The sequence below is a fragment of the Celeribacter neptunius genome (genome assembly GCF_900113955.1).
In the GTDB taxonomy this organism is placed as follows: Bacteria; Pseudomonadota; Alphaproteobacteria; order Rhodobacterales; family Rhodobacteraceae; genus Celeribacter; species Celeribacter neptunius.
The window spans coordinates 131,415-147,252 of record NZ_FORH01000004.1; the positions used below are offsets into that span (position 1 = coordinate 131,415).

15 protein-coding genes and 1 riboswitch are annotated in these 15,838 nt (G+C 59.6%); of the genes, 6 read left to right on the forward strand and 9 right to left on the reverse strand.

Annotated elements, in window-relative coordinates:
* The first annotated feature begins 133 nt into the window (after positions 1-133).
* Positions 134-2,323 carry a choice-of-anchor F family protein gene (locus tag BM151_RS11625; protein ID WP_177213116.1) on the forward strand — a complete coding sequence of 730 codons (2,190 nt, stop codon included), beginning with the start codon at positions 134-136 and terminating at the stop codon, positions 2,321-2,323.
* A gap of 143 nt (positions 2,324-2,466) precedes the next feature.
* Here BM151_RS11625 and BM151_RS11630 read toward each other — a convergent pair whose 3' ends face one another.
* The 5 genes from BM151_RS11630 to BM151_RS11650 all read right to left on the reverse strand — a co-directional run bounded on the left by BM151_RS11630 (position 2,467) and on the right by BM151_RS11650 (position 6,540).
* The gene (locus BM151_RS11630; protein WP_090060888.1) at positions 2,467-3,618 is read right to left on the reverse strand and encodes a hypothetical protein; all 1,152 of its coding nucleotides are present in this window, start codon (positions 3,616-3,618) and stop codon (positions 2,467-2,469) included.
* A 189-nt stretch (positions 3,619-3,807) separates the two neighbouring features.
* Positions 3,808-4,029 carry a hypothetical protein gene (locus tag BM151_RS11635; protein ID WP_090060889.1) on the reverse strand — a complete coding sequence of 74 codons (222 nt, stop codon included), beginning with the start codon at positions 4,027-4,029 and terminating at the stop codon, positions 3,808-3,810.
* A gap of 151 nt (positions 4,030-4,180) precedes the next feature.
* Positions 4,181-4,405, reverse strand: coding sequence for a helix-turn-helix transcriptional regulator (locus BM151_RS11640; protein WP_090060890.1), 225 nt, complete (start codon positions 4,403-4,405; stop codon positions 4,181-4,183).
* A 104-nt stretch (positions 4,406-4,509) separates the two neighbouring features.
* Positions 4,510-5,226, reverse strand: a complete 717-nt coding sequence (locus BM151_RS11645; RefSeq protein WP_090060891.1) for a hypothetical protein — start codon at positions 5,224-5,226, stop codon at positions 4,510-4,512.
* A 123-nt stretch (positions 5,227-5,349) separates the two neighbouring features.
* Complete coding sequence (locus BM151_RS11650) at positions 5,350-6,540, reverse strand: site-specific integrase (protein WP_090060892.1); 1,191 nt, start codon at positions 6,538-6,540, stop codon at positions 5,350-5,352.
* A 573-nt stretch (positions 6,541-7,113) separates the two neighbouring features.
* Here BM151_RS11650 and petA point away from each other — a divergent pair.
* The 3 genes from petA to BM151_RS11665 are packed head-to-tail and all read left to right on the forward strand — an operon-like array spanning position 7,114 to position 9,832.
* Entirely contained in the window at positions 7,114-7,677 is a 564-nt protein-coding gene (gene petA / locus BM151_RS11655; RefSeq protein ID WP_090060893.1) for a ubiquinol-cytochrome c reductase iron-sulfur subunit, read from the forward strand.
* A gap of 11 nt (positions 7,678-7,688) precedes the next feature.
* Complete coding sequence (petB, locus tag BM151_RS11660) at positions 7,689-9,002, forward strand: cytochrome b (RefSeq protein WP_090060894.1); 1,314 nt, start codon at positions 7,689-7,691, stop codon at positions 9,000-9,002.
* Positions 9,003-9,019: 17 nt separating this feature from the next.
* Complete coding sequence (locus BM151_RS11665) at positions 9,020-9,832, forward strand: cytochrome c1 (RefSeq protein ID WP_090060895.1); 813 nt, start codon at positions 9,020-9,022, stop codon at positions 9,830-9,832.
* A gap of 77 nt (positions 9,833-9,909) precedes the next feature.
* Here the strand turns inward: BM151_RS11665 and BM151_RS11670 are convergent, their stop codons facing one another.
* Genes BM151_RS11670 through thiB form a run of 3 tightly spaced genes read right to left on the reverse strand, consistent with a single transcriptional unit; the run spans position 9,910 to position 13,119 of the window.
* Positions 9,910-10,620, reverse strand: a complete 711-nt coding sequence (locus tag BM151_RS11670) for a thiamine ABC transporter ATP-binding protein (RefSeq protein ID WP_090061142.1) — start codon at positions 10,618-10,620, stop codon at positions 9,910-9,912.
* Complete coding sequence (locus BM151_RS11675; RefSeq protein WP_090060896.1) at positions 10,613-12,169, reverse strand: thiamine/thiamine pyrophosphate ABC transporter permease ThiP; 1,557 nt, start codon at positions 12,167-12,169, stop codon at positions 10,613-10,615. The genes BM151_RS11670 and BM151_RS11675 overlap by 8 nt, the downstream gene beginning before the upstream one ends.
* Entirely contained in the window at positions 12,145-13,119 is a 975-nt protein-coding gene (gene thiB, locus BM151_RS11680) for a thiamine ABC transporter substrate binding subunit (RefSeq protein WP_090060897.1), read from the reverse strand. Before thiB ends, BM151_RS11675 begins: the two co-directional genes overlap by 25 nt.
* A gap of 57 nt (positions 13,120-13,176) precedes the next feature.
* A riboswitch (TPP riboswitch) is annotated at positions 13,177-13,282 on the reverse strand.
* Positions 13,283-13,371: 89 nt separating this feature from the next.
* Here thiB and aroC point away from each other — a divergent pair.
* Entirely contained in the window at positions 13,372-14,472 is a 1,101-nt protein-coding gene (gene aroC / locus BM151_RS11685; RefSeq protein WP_090060898.1) for a chorismate synthase, read from the forward strand.
* Positions 14,465-15,418: an AEC family transporter gene (locus tag BM151_RS11690; protein ID WP_090060899.1), complete on the forward strand. Its 954-nt coding sequence runs from the start codon at positions 14,465-14,467 to the stop codon at positions 15,416-15,418. Before aroC ends, BM151_RS11690 begins: the two co-directional genes overlap by 8 nt.
* A gap of 76 nt (positions 15,419-15,494) precedes the next feature.
* Here BM151_RS11690 and BM151_RS11695 read toward each other — a convergent pair whose 3' ends face one another.
* Positions 15,495-15,782, reverse strand: a complete 288-nt coding sequence (locus tag BM151_RS11695; protein ID WP_090061143.1) for an HU family DNA-binding protein — start codon at positions 15,780-15,782, stop codon at positions 15,495-15,497.
* Positions 15,783-15,838: the final 56 nt, after the last annotated feature.

The window sequence follows — 15,838 nt, forward strand, 5'->3', positions numbered from 1 at the left end:
ATCCATACTAATTCGTATAGTCGCATAAGTGGGGCCGTATTTGGCCCCTGTCATGTTCGTTTAGATTTATGCTGGTTACTCTTAACGCACAAAACGTTCCCAGTTCATGGGAAGAACACTCGCGGGGGATCAAATGAACCTTAAAACTCTGAAACTTCAAACCTGTGCGCCCTTGGCCATTTGTACTCTGATCGGTACGTCGGCATTCGCCGGATCGTTCGACACGGTGCCGGTGATCGATGTCACCGGGGACGGCTATGTTTTTGCCGATCCTGCGGAGGGCATTCTCGAACCCGGCATTCAATCTTTCACGGAGGAGCCGGGCGCGGAATATTCCAACACAGGGAATTCAAATGGTATCTTGAACTGCCTCATGGCCTATAATCCGGACCTTGAAGGCTGCGATGCCCCGCGAGGCTCCGGCAAAAGGATCAAAACCCGCCTGACTGGCTCTGACGGTATGGATATTCGCCTGAGTACGCAAAGCACGGGCGACGTGACCGAATATTACGTGTTCGGCAAGACGTCCAACCTCGCCGGCGCCCGCATGCTGGGCTTTCAATTTGAACTCGGCACCGGCTCAGGCAGCGACTTTGTCGCTTTCGATACGACGGACCCGACTTATGCCGCCTTGTTTGATGTTGAATTCACCGACGGCAAATTCAATCTACCGGACGGCTTGTTCGGCAATGGCGGAAACGAGAGCGACACCGGTTTCTTCGACGACACGTCGGCGGTCATGAGTACGGATCAGTTGACGGCCGCGCTGATCGAGCTTGGCGCAATTTCCAGCAGCAGTACATATACGGACCTTTTCGGCGACGGGTTCTTGGACGATACGCAAGTCCCTGACGGGTTCTTTTTCGATATGTCGAGCTACGATGAGACCGCGGACGAGCCAGCACTCATCGCTTGGTACAATGTCAGTGCCGGTGCGTGGGTCTACGGCAATGTGGATGCAGATGCGATCACTGCACTGGAAACCGAGCTGGGTATGTCTGTCGGCTACTCTGCCGAAAGTGAACTGTCCGACGAAGTCGTGGCGGCGATGCAAGCCAACGGCCTAATCAGCGTCGATATCATCGAAGATCTGCGCAACATGAACCTGAACTTCATGATCGAGCTTGGCGATGTTGACGGCAATGAGGTCACTCTACGACTCGTTCCGGTCTTCTCCGATATCGTCAATGAGACCTACACAGAATATCAGTTCAAGGTTGCGGGTATGCTCGATGGCGCGGCTGAGATCCCTTACCTCGATCTCGGTAACGCTGCGCTGTATCAGGCTGCGGTCAGCGAAATCCTTGCACTCGATGAAGCGGATCAATTGGCCGCACTGGAAAGTGTCGGCTTTAGCTTCCTCGGCAGCTTTAACTCGCTCTCCTACGAATTGGGCCGCGCAATGACGGCAGCCATGCCGGAGGGTGGGGTTAATCGCAGTTCCTCTGGGGCAACACTTTCGACAAAAGGCATGCCGAACGGCTGGTCGCTCGGAGAGAATGTCTCTGGCTTCGTGACGGCACGGGGGGGAGCAGCCAGTTATGACCGTACGACCAATGGGACCGGCTATGACGTCGACACTTATGCCTTTGCTGCGGGGGCCGAATGGCAGCTCGATCCGACCTTGAGCTTCGGCGTCATGGTCGGCGGCGGTACGGGCAAGGCTGACGCGCAGTCCGGACTTGGCTCGGTTGACGCAGACGCCCTGTCGATTGCAGTTTTCGGACGCAAAGCCTTTGGCGAAGGCGGGAGCATCAGCGCCGTCCTTGGCTATCAGGACCTGTCTTTCGATAGCACGCGCAACGTATTGGACGAAACAGCCGTTGGCGAGACGGACGGTTCTCAGATTTTCGCCGCACTGAAAGCGAAATACCTGTTCCAGAATGGTGCTTTCACTTATGGACCGCGGGCCTCGGTTGAATATTTCAAGCAGAAGGTTGACGGTTTTGAGGAAACTGGCGCCGGAGCGTGGAACCTTGCCATTGGCGATCAGGATGGCGATGTGGTCATCGCTTCTGTCGGCATCATGGGCGAATATGCCCTACCGCAGTCCACGCAAGAGACCCTGTTGACTGGTGCGCTCTCGCTGACCAGTACGTCTGGTGACGATCAGTTGATTGAGACAGGTTTCGTTGGTCTGCCCTCGACCACTGTGCCCGTCGATGGGTTCGATGATCAGTGGATTGATTTGGAACTTGGCTTCTCCAGCGTGCTTAGCGCAACTTCCAGTGCGCAAACCACATTGCGTGGCGGATATCATGGTTCCTTTGGTGACGATTATGAGAGCCACGCACTTCAGCTTTCCGTGAATTTCCAATTCTGATTGAGTTCATCAGAGAGAGAACAGGAGACAGCGCATAAAATATGCGCTGTCTTTTTTCTTTCTGCACGTCAACCATTGACGATCTCTCGCGTTTCTAAAGACTATCAAACATCTATTGCATTGAAAAATGCTACCCACCCACATCACCCGACAAACCGATACCGTTCCTTGGCCTTGCTGAGCTTGTTCGCGGCGCGCTCGGGGTCGGCTTGGATTTCCGTCCGTAGCCGCTCGCCCATATCCTGCATGTAGCCCTGTAGATCGTCGCTCTCGACGCCCTCAAGGGCCGCTAGGGTGGTGCAATTGCCCAAGGCGAGGGCGAGGATCATTTTGATTTGATCGGCCTTGTGCACCTCCTTCACGGCGCTGGCGCCCACATGGCTGCGCAACTCGGTCAGGTCTTCGTCGGCGTCCACCTTGGCTATGTCCCAAATCTCATGGTTCGGCCAGCGGGCGCGGTTCGTGTCTGTCGGGTCGGGTTCGCAGTAGCGGATTTTCTCAAAGGCTTCCGCGATCACGTCGCCGAATTTGGCGTCGAAATCCTCCCATGTGGTGATGCCCCAGCGGTCTTTCATGATCCGCTTGCCCGCCCGCACCTCCACGCGCCAGATCCGGCTCTCAGAACGGTCTTTCGGGTCCAGAGGCGGCAGGCCCTCGGCTTTACGGGTCTCGTTCCAGATGTCCCACCAGATCGGCTTGCGCTTGTCGGTGACTTCCAGCCGCTTGTCGTAGATGGTGACCTGTCGCCCCGGCATTTTGCCAACGGTGACGGAGGTGAACCGCCCGGATTTGCCATTGCTCAGCGTGTGGTCCTCCGGGGTCAGGTGATCGGCGCGGTTCGAGTGGCTATGGATCACAAAATTCTCCGGCGTCAGCTCAAAATCCGGGGCCAGAATATCGACGCAAAAGTCGGTGCGCCCGATGCTGACCTGACGCGGGCCATAGCGCACGCCCAGCCGTTCCAGCGTGTTCGCGATGTGGGTCCGGACATAGCCCAGCCCTCGGGTGGCGAGCATGAGCGAGCCGACAACAATGCGGATGCCCCAAGGATCGCGGGCATTGGGCTTCTTGAAGAACCATGTGACCGGCAGAGGCCCGCTTTGCAGGATAAAGCGATAGCCCTGCACGCCATGGGGCAGCAGGTCAAATTCCGCCCCGCCATAGCTCACAGCGCGGCTCTCTCGGGCGTCCTCGGCCTCTTCGCGGATCGGGTCGAGATATTCGAACAGCTCGGGCGGAATATTGGCCTCAATCGACAGTTCCAGACGGTCAAAGCCACGGTGAAGGATGTTCATTGTTTTACTCTTTCTCTTTGGCGGACGGTATTTCCAGAGGGGGGTGCTACAATCACCCCCCTCATTCGGCGGATGCCGCGCGTAATTTCTAAAGTTGTTTTGGAAGTGCGGGCGCTTGCGCGCCCTTTAACGGTGCCTCCGGCGGGGCAGCGATTGTTTTGGGGCCGGGCTGAACGCCCGGCGCTCCAATTAGCTGTTGGCCGCAAGCTGCTTTGCGATCCAGCTTTCGGCCCGTTCCGCGCATTTGGAGAGGTTCAGCAGGTCATTGTGACCGAAGCTCGCGGTGTTGCGCCAATCGCCCTCTTGCGTCTTGTAGGCGCGCGTCAGATCGACGGAATAGAACCCGTCATTGTTCCAGATGGTGGCGGTGATCAGGCCGATTTTGAACCTGTAAGCGGGTTGATTGGACATGGTGATTTCCTTTCTGTGCCAAGTCATTTCAGGGGCGGCAACGGGTATAGAAAGGGCGCGAGGTGACGGTGTCGCCCCGCGCCCCTAGAGCCATCCGGCCCCAAAATCCCGCTCGTTGCTGCCAACTCCGAACGGGCAAAACTCTCGTGATTTAGGAAGGTGCGCTGGTCGTGTTGGCGACGCGCTTGGCGCTGATCCAGTCTTGCAGGTCGCGGCGCGTGTAGCGCACGGAGCGGCCCGAGACCTTGATGAACAAAGGCCCGCCCCCGCGCACACGCCAGTTCTGCAAGGCGCGCACGGAATAGCACAGGTAGCTGGCCGCGTCCTTCTCGTCGATCAGGCGGTCGTAGTAGTCAGGATCAAGTTGTGTTTGCATGTTGCCCTCGCTGCATGTCGTTGCGTTGAGAACAATATGAGGCGTATTGCGAATCGCTTCTAATGGCGGAAATGGACGCGTTTTGCGCCATTAACGCCATCGCCTTATTTTCTTAGGTTAAACGCGCGTCTGGCCGTGTCCCCGAGCACATGGCTGGTCGGGTTTTCCTGCCCGTACATCGACCAGAAAACGAGGTGCAGGAGATCGAAGAACGGGCCGTGATAGACTTGAGCGTCATCAATCCCGTTCCAATCGTCGAAGCGATAGCCCGTCATCGGCTCCTGCCCGGTGTATTTTTTGAAAACGTATCCGAGTTCCTTGATCGTGTCGGAAAGGGTCTCGTTCTGTTTGGGTTTGCCTTTGGGCTTGTCGTGAACGCGCCTCGCCTCGTCGAGAATATCCGAGAAGGTCGCGAGACGATCTATCAGGAGATGAATGTGGTAGCCGCCGAAGCTCAGGCCTTCGTAGTCTTCCGGTAGGGTCGCTTCGAAATCTTCCGGCTCGACGCCGGTGCTGGCGGCGTCAATTTCCCAAACGATATGGTCGTGCATCTCGTCCAGTTGGTCTTGCAGGCTGGCAATCGTCTTTTCGAGCTTGCGATAGATCGGCGTCCGCGTCTTGGCGTCGAGTGACACCTTTTGATCCGGGCCGGGGGAATAGAAGCTCATGGCCTCGGCAAGGTCGGCCTCGAAGGTGGCGGGGCAGTCTCCCTCAACACCGAGTGTCCGCCATGCTTTCGCAAGGTCCAGACGCGCGAAGGCTGCGGCCCGCTCCGCGATACGTCTGCGTCCGGCGTCTGAGAGGTGAATGTCGTCGTCCATTGGTTTTTCTCTGGCTGCTCTCGATACGTTCGCTACGTAATGCAACCGGCGGCAGAATACCCGCCCGTATCGTAGCGATACGTTACGTTAGGCATGAGCCGGGCGAAACGCCCGATACGTAGCCTATCGAACCACACGCAACGCGGGGCCGTCCTGCCTGTCCCTGCTACGTACCGCACGAGCAAGACGCGCGGCGACAGACCCGGCAGCTTTTTGAACCGCGTCATCGGCGAGGTGCGCATAACGCAAAGTTGTGGTCAGGTTTTTGTGGCCCAAAATCTCCTTCAGCGTGAACGGGTCGATCCCGTCTTTCATCGCGACGGACGCATAGGTGTGACGCAGATCGTGGATACGCACGTCATTCAAACCGGCCCGTTCCCGAATGCGCCGCCACGGCTTTTGCAGGTTCACCAAGGGCTGCCCCTCAACATCGCCCAAGATCACGTAGGGATTGCCCTCTTCTCGCGGCAGTTCCATCAGAATCTCGTAGGCCTCACGGGGGAGGGGGATGCGCCGCCGCCCGGTCTTGCTGTCCGGCAATTCCAAATGGTGGCTCGTCACATAGTCCCATCGCAGCGTCAGAATCTCGTTGAGGCGACATCCGGTGTAAATCAACAGGAGGATTGCCGAGACTACGTAGACGCTCTCTGAGCCTTCTTCCAGCGACTCTGCAAGGACTTCACCAAGACGGATTTGCTCATCGTCGGAGAGATAGCGTTTCTTTTCTTCCTCGCGGAATTTCTTGATCCGTCGCGCGGGGTTCGATCCGGCCTGACGCAAGCCCCAGTCTTCGGCCAGATTGAAGAGTTTGGACAACATGCTGGCGGCGCGATTGGCCTGATAAGGCGTGTCCCGCAATTCGTGGTGAAACGCGACCACGTCGGCGCGACTTACTTCGGCGATTGCGATAGGGCCGAGTTTGGGCCGAATGAAACGCCGGATAATGCTGTGATAGTCGCGGGCAGTCGTCGGCTTGCAATGCTGATCCACATATTCTTCCAGAAAGCGATCACACAGCCCCGCAATCGTCGGAGCATGACGTTTAGCACGTCGCTGGGCCGAAGGGTCTTCCCCGCGTGCAACAGAGGCTAGAAGCTGCTTGGCCTCATTGCGCGCTTCCTCGGTCGTCAAAACACCATGCTGACCGATGGTGACGCGCCGTGTGCGGTGACCGGCACGATATTGCACGAGGTAGGTCTTCTTGCCGGAGGGATAGACCCGAATGCCAAAACCGCGCATGTCACGATCCCAGACAAAATAGTCCGCTGTTTCGACCTCGAGCCCTTCCACGGACCGTTTCGTCAGTTTGAACATTTCCAGAACACTCCCTGCTTCCGTTTTGCTTCCGGAAGCTATACGGAAGCAAATTGCGGTGAATTATGGCGTAACTGATGAAACGCCGGAGCGGTCGAGTTCAAGATAAATAATTGTTTATAATGCATTTTTGGAAATGCAGCGCAAACTGGCGAAATGCGTGAAAATCGCTCTGGCCGTTCTTTTAATCAGTGGGTCGCAGGTTCGAATCCTGCACGGCTCACCACTCTTTCCTCAAAACGCTGAAATCCACCGCCGCGCAATCGCGAAGGCGGGTCACCCGTCGGTCTGGTGCGGCCTGACAATCAGAATTCCTTAGTGATTTCGATGGGTTTCGAGATTGCGCACCGAATGCGCATCGGCTCGCGACATGTTAGCGAGCATAGATAAATCTGAGATATATCTTAGATGTCCCTGAGAGGCCACACCGCGACAGATCGCGCGTCTTCACAATCGATTGAATGCTAGACGCAAGGGCAATGGCTCGCTAAAAGCGCCTGCGAAGGGCTGCGGGAAACTGCGGCCTCTCAAGCATTGGCCGGGGAGACCGGCTTGAGAAAATGGAGAATTGCCGTGTCCCACGTAGACGAACACGAAGGCACCCGCCGCGATTTCCTGTACTACGCCACGGGTGGCGCAGGTGCAGTAGCCGCAGGTGCCGCAGTCTGGCCGCTGGTCAACCAGATGAACCCCTCCGCCGACGTTCAGGCGCTCAGCTCGATCCGGGTTGATATCAGTGGTGTCGAGACCGGCACGCAGCTGACCGTCAAATGGCGCGGCAAGCCGGTGTTCATCCGCCGCCGTACACAAGAAGAGATCGACATGGGCCGCGCGGTTCCGCTCGCCGATCTGGTCGACCAGAATGCAGAGAACGCGAACATCGCCGCCGATGCGGACGCCTCCGATCAGAACCGCACCCTGGACGAAGCCGGCGAATGGCTGGTGATGATGGGGGTTTGCACCCACCTCGGCTGTGTGCCGCTGGGCGATGGCGCCGGTGACTTCGGCGGCTGGTTCTGCCCTTGCCACGGGTCGCATTACGACACCGCAGGCCGCATCCGCAAAGGACCGGCCCCGCGCAACCTCGATATCCCGGTCGCCGCCTTTGACGGCGACACCGAGATTGTTCTGGGCTGAGGGAGGAACTTATGTCTGGTATTCCGCACGACCATTACGAACCGAAGACCGGTATTGAAAAGGCGATCAATTCCCGCCTGCCGATCATCGGCCTGATCTATGACACGCTCATGATCCCGACCCCCAAGAACCTCAACTGGATGTGGATCTGGGGCATCGTCCTTGCCTTCTGTCTCGGACTTCAGATCGTCACCGGCATCGTCCTGGTGATGCATTACACGCCGCAGGTCGACCTGGCCTTTGCCTCGGTCGAACATATCATGCGTGACGTGAACGGCGGCCATATGCTGCGCTACCTGCACGCCAATGGCGCGTCGCTGTTCTTCTTTGCCGTCTATCTCCATATCTTCCGCGGTCTCTACTACGGCTCCTACAAGACGCCGCGCGAGATCACATGGATCATCGGCATGATCATCTATCTGCTGATGATGGCCACCGGTTTCATGGGCTATGTTCTGCCCTGGGGTCAGATGTCCTTCTGGGGCGCGACCGTGATCACCGGCCTGTTCGGCGCCATCCCGTTCATCGGCGAGCCGATCCAGACCTGGCTTCTGGGCGGGCCGGCCGTGGACAATGCCACGCTGAACCGCTTCTTCTCGCTGCACTACCTGCTGCCCTTCGTGATCGCGGGTCTGGTGATCGTCCACATCTGGGCCTTCCACCACACCGGCAACAACAACCCGGCGGGTATCGATGTGCGCAAAGGCTCGAAAGCCGAAGCCGAGAAAGACACCCTGCCGTTCTGGCCGTATTTCGTGATCAAGGATCTCTTTGCCCTGGGCATCGTCCTGATCGGGTTCTTCGCGGTTGTCGGCTTCATGCCGAACTTCCTCGGCCACCCGGACAACTATATCGAAGCCAACCCGCTCTCGACCCCGGCACATATCGTGCCTGAATGGTACTTCCTGCCGTTCTACGCGATCCTGCGGGCCTTCACCGCGGATGTCTGGGCCGTGCAAGCCGTGTCCTTCCTCACCGGCGGCATCGTCGATGCGAAGTTCTTCGGTGTGCTGGCGATGTTCGGTGCGATCATCGCAATGGCTCTGGTTCCCTGGCTGGACACCTCTTCGGTGCGCTCCGGCAAATACCGCCCGAGCTTCAAATGGTGGTTCTGGCTGCTGGCCGTGGACTTCGTCGTGTTGATGTGGGTTGGCGCCATGCCGACCGATGGCATCTACCCGTATATCTCGCTGATCGGTGCGACCTACTGGTTCGCCTACTTCTTCGTGATCCTGCCGCTTCTGGGCGTGATCGAGAAACCGGCGCCGTTGCCGGCCACGATCGAAGAAGATTTCGCGTCGCATTACCCCGGCGCGGCTGAGTGAGAAAGGAAACAGGGACTATGATCAAGCAACTTACCCTCTCCGCCCTCACCGTTCTGGGCCTGACCGCTGGCGCGATGGCATCCGAAGGCGGCAGCACCCATGACGTGGACTTCTCCTTCGAAGGCCCGTTCGGCAAATACGACCAGATGCAGCTTCAGCGCGGCCTTCAGGTCTACACCGAAGTGTGTTCGGCCTGTCACGGCATGAAATTCGTGCCGATCCGGACGCTTGCCGATGAAGGTGGCCCGCAGCTCCCCGCGGAGCAGGTCCGTGCCTATGCGGCCCAGTTCGCGGTGAATGACGAAGCCTCGAACATGCATCTCTTCGACTATGACGAAGGCGCTGCGCGGCCGTTGACCGAGAATGACCATTTCCCGGCCAACAATTCGCAGAACGCGCCGGACCTGTCGCTGATGGCGAAGGCCCGCGCGGGGTTCCACGGACCCTACGGCACCGGGATCAACCAGTTCGTCAAAGGCATTGGTGGCCCCGAGCACATCGTCGCCATCCTGACCGGCTACACCGGTGAGGAGAAGACCGAAGCCGGCACCACCTATTACGAGAACACCGCGTTTTCGACCGGCTGGATCGCCATGGCCCCGCCGCTCTACGGTGAGGACGTGGAATATGCCGACGGCCATTCCAACGAGATCCACCACGAGGCCGAAGACGTCGCGGCCTTCCTGATGTGGGCCGCCGAGCCGAAGATGATGGCGCGCAAGAAAGCCGGCTTTGTCGCCGTGGCCTTCCTTGTCGTCCTCACCTCGCTTCTGTTCCTGACGAACAAGAAGCTCTGGGCGCCGCACAAAGGCAAAAAGACCACGCTCTGAGTGAGCTCAGTCTGACCAAACAGAAAGCGCCCCGGTTCCGCCGGGGCGCTTTTTTCATGCGAGGAGCATTGCCGGGCTCAGCTGCCGAGATAGTCCGTCAAACCCTGCGGCGGATCGGCCTTCATTTCGGCCCAGACGCGCGGCGGCTGGCAGAGGCCACCCTCGACCCAGATCACCAGATCGGCGAAGCGATCCACGTCGGCAATGTCATGGGTGACCATCAGCATGGTGGCAGACAGCCGGTCGGAGACCTGGATCGCCTGATCGATCATCTCGCCGCGCATGGCCGGCCCCAGGGCCGAAAACGGCTCGTCCAGGAGGATCAGCGGCTTTTCCTGCACCAGCACACGCGCGAGCGCCACACGGCTCTGCTGCCCGCCCGAAAGCTCGCCCGGACGACGCGCCTCCATGCCTGACAGGCCGACCGCCGCCAGCGCCTCGGCAACCCGTGCTTTCTCCGCGCGGCTCAGGCGCAGATTGGGACGGATGCCCAGCCCGACATTCTCGGCCGCCGTCATATGCGAAAACAGATTGTTGTCCTGAAACAGATGCGCGATCGGGCGTTGATGCGGCAGGGCCCGGGTCATGTCCCGCCCCTGCCAGCGGATCGCCCCCCGATCCGGCGCTTCGAACCCGCCGATCAGCGATAGAAGCGTGGATTTCCCGGCGCCGGACGGGCCAATCACCGCGACGCGCTTGCCCACCGGAATGGTGAAATCGGCAGAGAGGGTGAAGTCGCCAAAGCTCGGATCCCCCTGTGTCAGGCTCAGATGATCGAATTCAAGCACGGCGGCGCCCCCAGAGATCAAAGATGTAGAACAGGCTCAGGCTCAGCCCCAGAAGCAGCAAGGCCGCCCCCATGGCCTGATCCATACGGTATGACCCCATGAGTCGGTAGATCTGCAGTGGCAGGGTCGCCGCCTCGGGGCGGGCGAACAGGGTGATGACCCCGAGATCCCCCATCGAGAGCGCCGCCGCCAGACCCGCGGAAAACCCGATCGGGGCCTTGAGCCGTGGCAGAGTCACCAGCCGCAGCCGCGCCCAGCCGGTCAGACCGAGACTGTCGGAGAGGCGGCCATAATCCCGCTCGACAGCCGCCAGCGCCGGGCTCAGCGCGCGCAGGATGAAGGGCAGGGACATCACCGCATTGACCAAGGCGGTGATCAGGAGCGCCCACTCCGCCGGATCGGTCACGGCGAACAGGACGATATAGAGGCCGGTGCCCATCACCAGCGGCGAAGCGGCGATGGAGGACATGCCGATCACCTCCAATCCACGCCAGCGCAGGGCCGACAGCGCGAGCGCGAGCGACAAGAGGATCGCCAGACCGGCAGAACCCAGAGCGGTTGCGAGCGAGCGCAGCGCGGCGGACCAGACGGAAGCCGGCAGATCCGAGATCCCCGCCGTGCCCCGGAGGAGGATCGCCAGGAGCGGCGTCAAAAGGAACAGGCTGACCGTCCCGATCCAGAACAGATCAAATGCGAGACCGCGGATCGTGCGGGCATCGAAGCGCTGCACCACCCGGTCCAACCCGCCCTGCCCCATTTGCGGCACACGAAATCTGAGCGAGGTCAACGCAGCCACGACGCAGATCAACACCTGAATCAGTGCCAGAAGCGAGGCTTTGCCCAGGTTGAAATCGTATCGAAACGCTTCGTAGATCGCGAGCTCCACCGTGGTCGCTTTTGGCCCGCCGCCAAAGGTCAGGGCCACGGCGAATGAGGTCGTGCAAATGAGAAAGATCACCGTGAAAGCCCCCGGCACGATCTCTTTCAGCATCGGCAGCTCGATATGACGAAAGATGTCGCCGGGGGCGAAATGCAGCGCCGAAGCCAGCCGAAACCGCTCCGCCGGGATCGCGCCCCAACCTTGCAATAGAAGCCGGGTTGCCAGCGGCAGGTTGAAGAACACATGCGCCAGTACGACGCCATGAAATCCGTAGATCGAAATCGGCTCTAATCCGGCCCAACTTAGCAAAACCGAGACAAAACCCGTCTTGCCGAACACGGCGGTCAGACCGAGGATCGCAACGATGGTCGGCAGGATGAAAGGCGCCCCCAGAAGGGTGATCAAGAGACCCCGCCCCGGGAAGCTCCGGCGCGCCAGCGCGCGTGCGGCGGGGATGGCGAAGAGCACGGAAAGCGCGGCGGAGAGCGCCGCCTGCACCACGGTGAAACGCACCGCCAGCCAGTCGAAACGCGAGAGGGCAGAGAAGCTTTCCGCCCGCAAGGCCACGGCGCCCAATGTGCCGAGGCTCAGGGCGGCGACAAGCGCCGCCGCGAGAAGCCCCGGCCAGAGCGACCGAAGGCGGTTTATTGCGAAAACGCGCTGCGCCATTCGGTAATCGCCTCATCCCGCAGGGCGTCGGCCGCATCTTCATCCAGGAAGATCGCCTTTTCCGGGTAGTTGAGCTCCGAGAAGGCCTCCGGCCACTGGTCCTTCGGCAGGGCCGCCGGATAGGACCAGTTGGCGGTCGGAATGATTTCCTGGAAGGTCGGAGAGAGGATGAAGGCCATGAAGGCGTCGGCCAACTCCGGCTGATCGGTTCCGGCCAGTTTTGCGGCGGATTCGACCATGAAATAGTGGCCTTCCTCAAAAAGTGCCGCGGATTTCGTGTCGTCCTCTTCGGCGATGATGTGATAGGCGGGCGAGGTCGTGTAGCTCAGCACCATGTCCACCTCGCCATCGGTGAACAGACCATAGGCTTCGGACCAGCCCTTGGTCACCGTGGTGACCTTCGGCGCAAGCTTGGCCCAGGCGTCTTCTGCCTCATCGCCGAAGACTTCCCTGCCCCAGAGCACCAGGGCCAGCCCGGAGATCGAGGTCCGCGGGTCCTGGATGGCAATGGACCAATCCTCGTCGGAATTCACCAGCTCATGGAAGGATTTCGGCGGGTTTTGGATCTTTGTATTGTCGTAGATGAAGGCCGTGTAAGACCAGTTGAACGGCAGGAACGTGTCATCCGTCCAGTCGATCGGCAGGGTCAGGGGCGAAAGATCCTGACCATGCGGAGCGAAAAGCCCGGTCTCGCGGGCTTTTTTCATGACGTCGGAATTGAAACCGATGGCCACGTCGGCCTTGGTGCGATCGCCCTCGAGCAAGAGCCGGGGCAGCAGGTCGCCGGTGACATATTCAATCTCGCACGCGCATTCGTCCTCGAAGGCCGCCTTGATCGCCGGACCCGGGCCCCATTCGGAGGCGAAATAATCGGGGGCATAGATGGTGAGAGGATCTGCTTGCGCAGTGGTTGCGGTCAGCAGCGCCGCAAATGTAAGTCCATATTTCATGGCTCGCTCCATATGACATGGGCGAAGAAAAAGGGCAGCGGGTCTGCAAGGATAAGCCAGATCAGCCGATACCTTCCCTCCGCCGGTGTTAGCCGGTTCAGGTTCAACGGGTTCGCATGGCGCATCTCAGCCGTGTCGGGCACGGGCACCCCGAGGTGAGGGCCAACTTAGCGTGGATTTCGTGCGGTGCAAGACCCGGTCTTTTCGAAGCGGCCCGGAGAGGTTATGGAGAGACGATCAGGGAGACGCCATATGAGCATGAACACATTCGGACATCTTTTCCGCTTCACCACCTGGGGGGAAAGCCACGGCCCCGCTTTGGGCGCGACCGTCGATGGCTGCCCGCCCGGCGTGGAGATCAATGAAGAGATGCTTCAGGTCTGGCTCGACAAGCGCAAACCCGGCACCTCCAAGTTCACCACCCAGCGGCGCGAACCCGATCAGGTGGAAATCCTCTCGGGCGTGTTCGAGGGCAAGACCACCGGCACACCGATCCAGCTGATGATCCGCAACACCGATCAGCGCTCCAAGGATTATGGCGAGATTGCCCAGGCCTTCCGCCCGGGTCACGCCGACATCACCTATTACCAGAAATACGGCATTCGCGATTATCGCGGCGGTGGCCGGTCTTCGGCGCGCGAGACCGCGGCACGGGTCGCCGCCGGCGGCATCGCCCGGGCGGTTTTGGCCGAATTCGTGCCTGATCTCGAGATCAAAGGCTATATGACCCAGATCGGTCCGCATGGCATCGAGGGCGCACGCGACATGGCGGAGATCGACAACAACCCATTCTGGGTGCCCTCGGCCAAGACGGCGGAGACCTGGGCCGACTACCTCGGCGAGATCCGCAAAAAAGGCTCGTCGGTGGGCGCGATTGTCGAGATCACCGCCAAAGGTGCCCCGGCCGGGCTCGGCGCGCCGATCTATGCCAAGTTGGACACGGATCTCGCCGCGGCGATGATGTCGATCAACGCGGTGAAAGCGGTCGAGATCGGTGAGGGCATGAATGCCGCCTGTCTGACCGGCGAAGAGAATGCCGACGAGATGCGGATGGGGCCGAATGGACCTGAGTTCGGGTCTAATCACGCCGGCGGCATCCTTGGCGGGATTTCCACCGGGCAGGATCTGGTGGTGCGTTTCGCGGTGAAACCGACCTCGTCAATCCTGACCCCGCGCAAGACCGTCACCAGATCGGGTGAGGACACCGATCTGATCACCAAGGGCCGCCATGATCCCTGCGTCGGCATTCGTGCCGTGCCGGTGGGCGAGGCGATGATGGCCTGTGTCATCCTCGATCACCTGCTGTTGCATCGTGGCCAGGTCGGCGAGGGGCTGCGCGGCAAAATTGGCTGATATCCTCACCATTTTCGGGATCACTTTCCCGATTTTTGCCATGGTCGCGATCGGCTATGGCACGGTCGCCAAAGGCGTGTTTCGACCCAAGGACATGGGAGTCCTCGGCGGATGGGTGATGAATTTCGCCTTGCCGGCGCTGGTCTTTGGCGCGATCTCCTCACGCCCGATTTCCGAGGTGGTACATCCGGACTACATGGTCATCTATCTCCTGACCGGGATTCTGACCGCCGGAATGACCTTTCTCTGGTTTTCCGTCAGCACCGACCCGAGCCGTCGGGGTGTGGCGATGATGATCTCTTATTGTCCGAACACCGGGTTTATCGGCTACCCGATGTTTCTCATCCTGGCACCGGATCACGCAGGCATCATTCTGGCGATGAACTTCCTCGTGGAAAACATCATCTTCATCCCGCTCGCGATGATGGTGATTGATGCCGGCAAACCGCAGGATCAGCGCCAGAAGAATCTCATCCGACAATTTGCCGCCATGCTCAAAGGTCTGATCAAACGTCCCTTGATCATCGCCATCCTTCTCGGTTTCCTCATTTCCGCCATGGGCCTTAGCCTGCCGGAACCACTGCGCCATCTGATCCAGCTCATCGCCAATTCCGCTTCGGCCGTCGCCCTGTTCGTCATCGGCGGCTCTCTCGTGGGCCTGTCGTTTGAAGGCAATCTGCGGCTCGCCAGCCAGGCCGCTGTCGGCAAGCTGCTCGTCATGCCACTCTTCGCGGCCCTCGTTATGTTCGTGATGCAGCGCGCGGGCATCACGCTGGACCCGGATTTCCGCACAGCCGCTTTCGTTTCCGCAGCACTTCCCACCATGGCTGTCGCGGCCATTTTCGCTCAGGAAGTCGGCCGTGGTGCATTGGCCTCCCTCTCGATCCTGATCAACACGCTCGGCGCTTTCATCACACTCAACCTGGTGTTGCTTTTGGTGGTTTAGAGCCGCTTTTTGATCCTGAACCCGCGCATGAAAAAAGGGCCGCCCAAGCGACCCTTTCTCAAACCAGGCGACCGGTTCAGCCGTTGACGCTGTCTTTCAGCGCTTTGGCGATGGTCATCTTGACGACCTTGTCCGCTTCTTTCTTCATCTGCGCGCCGGTCTGCGGGTTGCGAACCATACGCTCGGGGCGTTCACGGCAGTAGATTTTGCCAACACCCGGAAGGGTCACGGCACCACCGGCGGACACTTCTTTGGTGATGATGGCGGTGACAGCTTCGAGAGCGGCACCAGCGGATTTCTTGTCAGAACCCATCTCTTCTGCGAGTGCAGCCACGAGCTGGGTCTTGGTCATCGGTTTCGTCATGTCTGTATACTCCTCGTACATCCCCCATGGATTAGGGGGTTATTGCGCATTTCTAA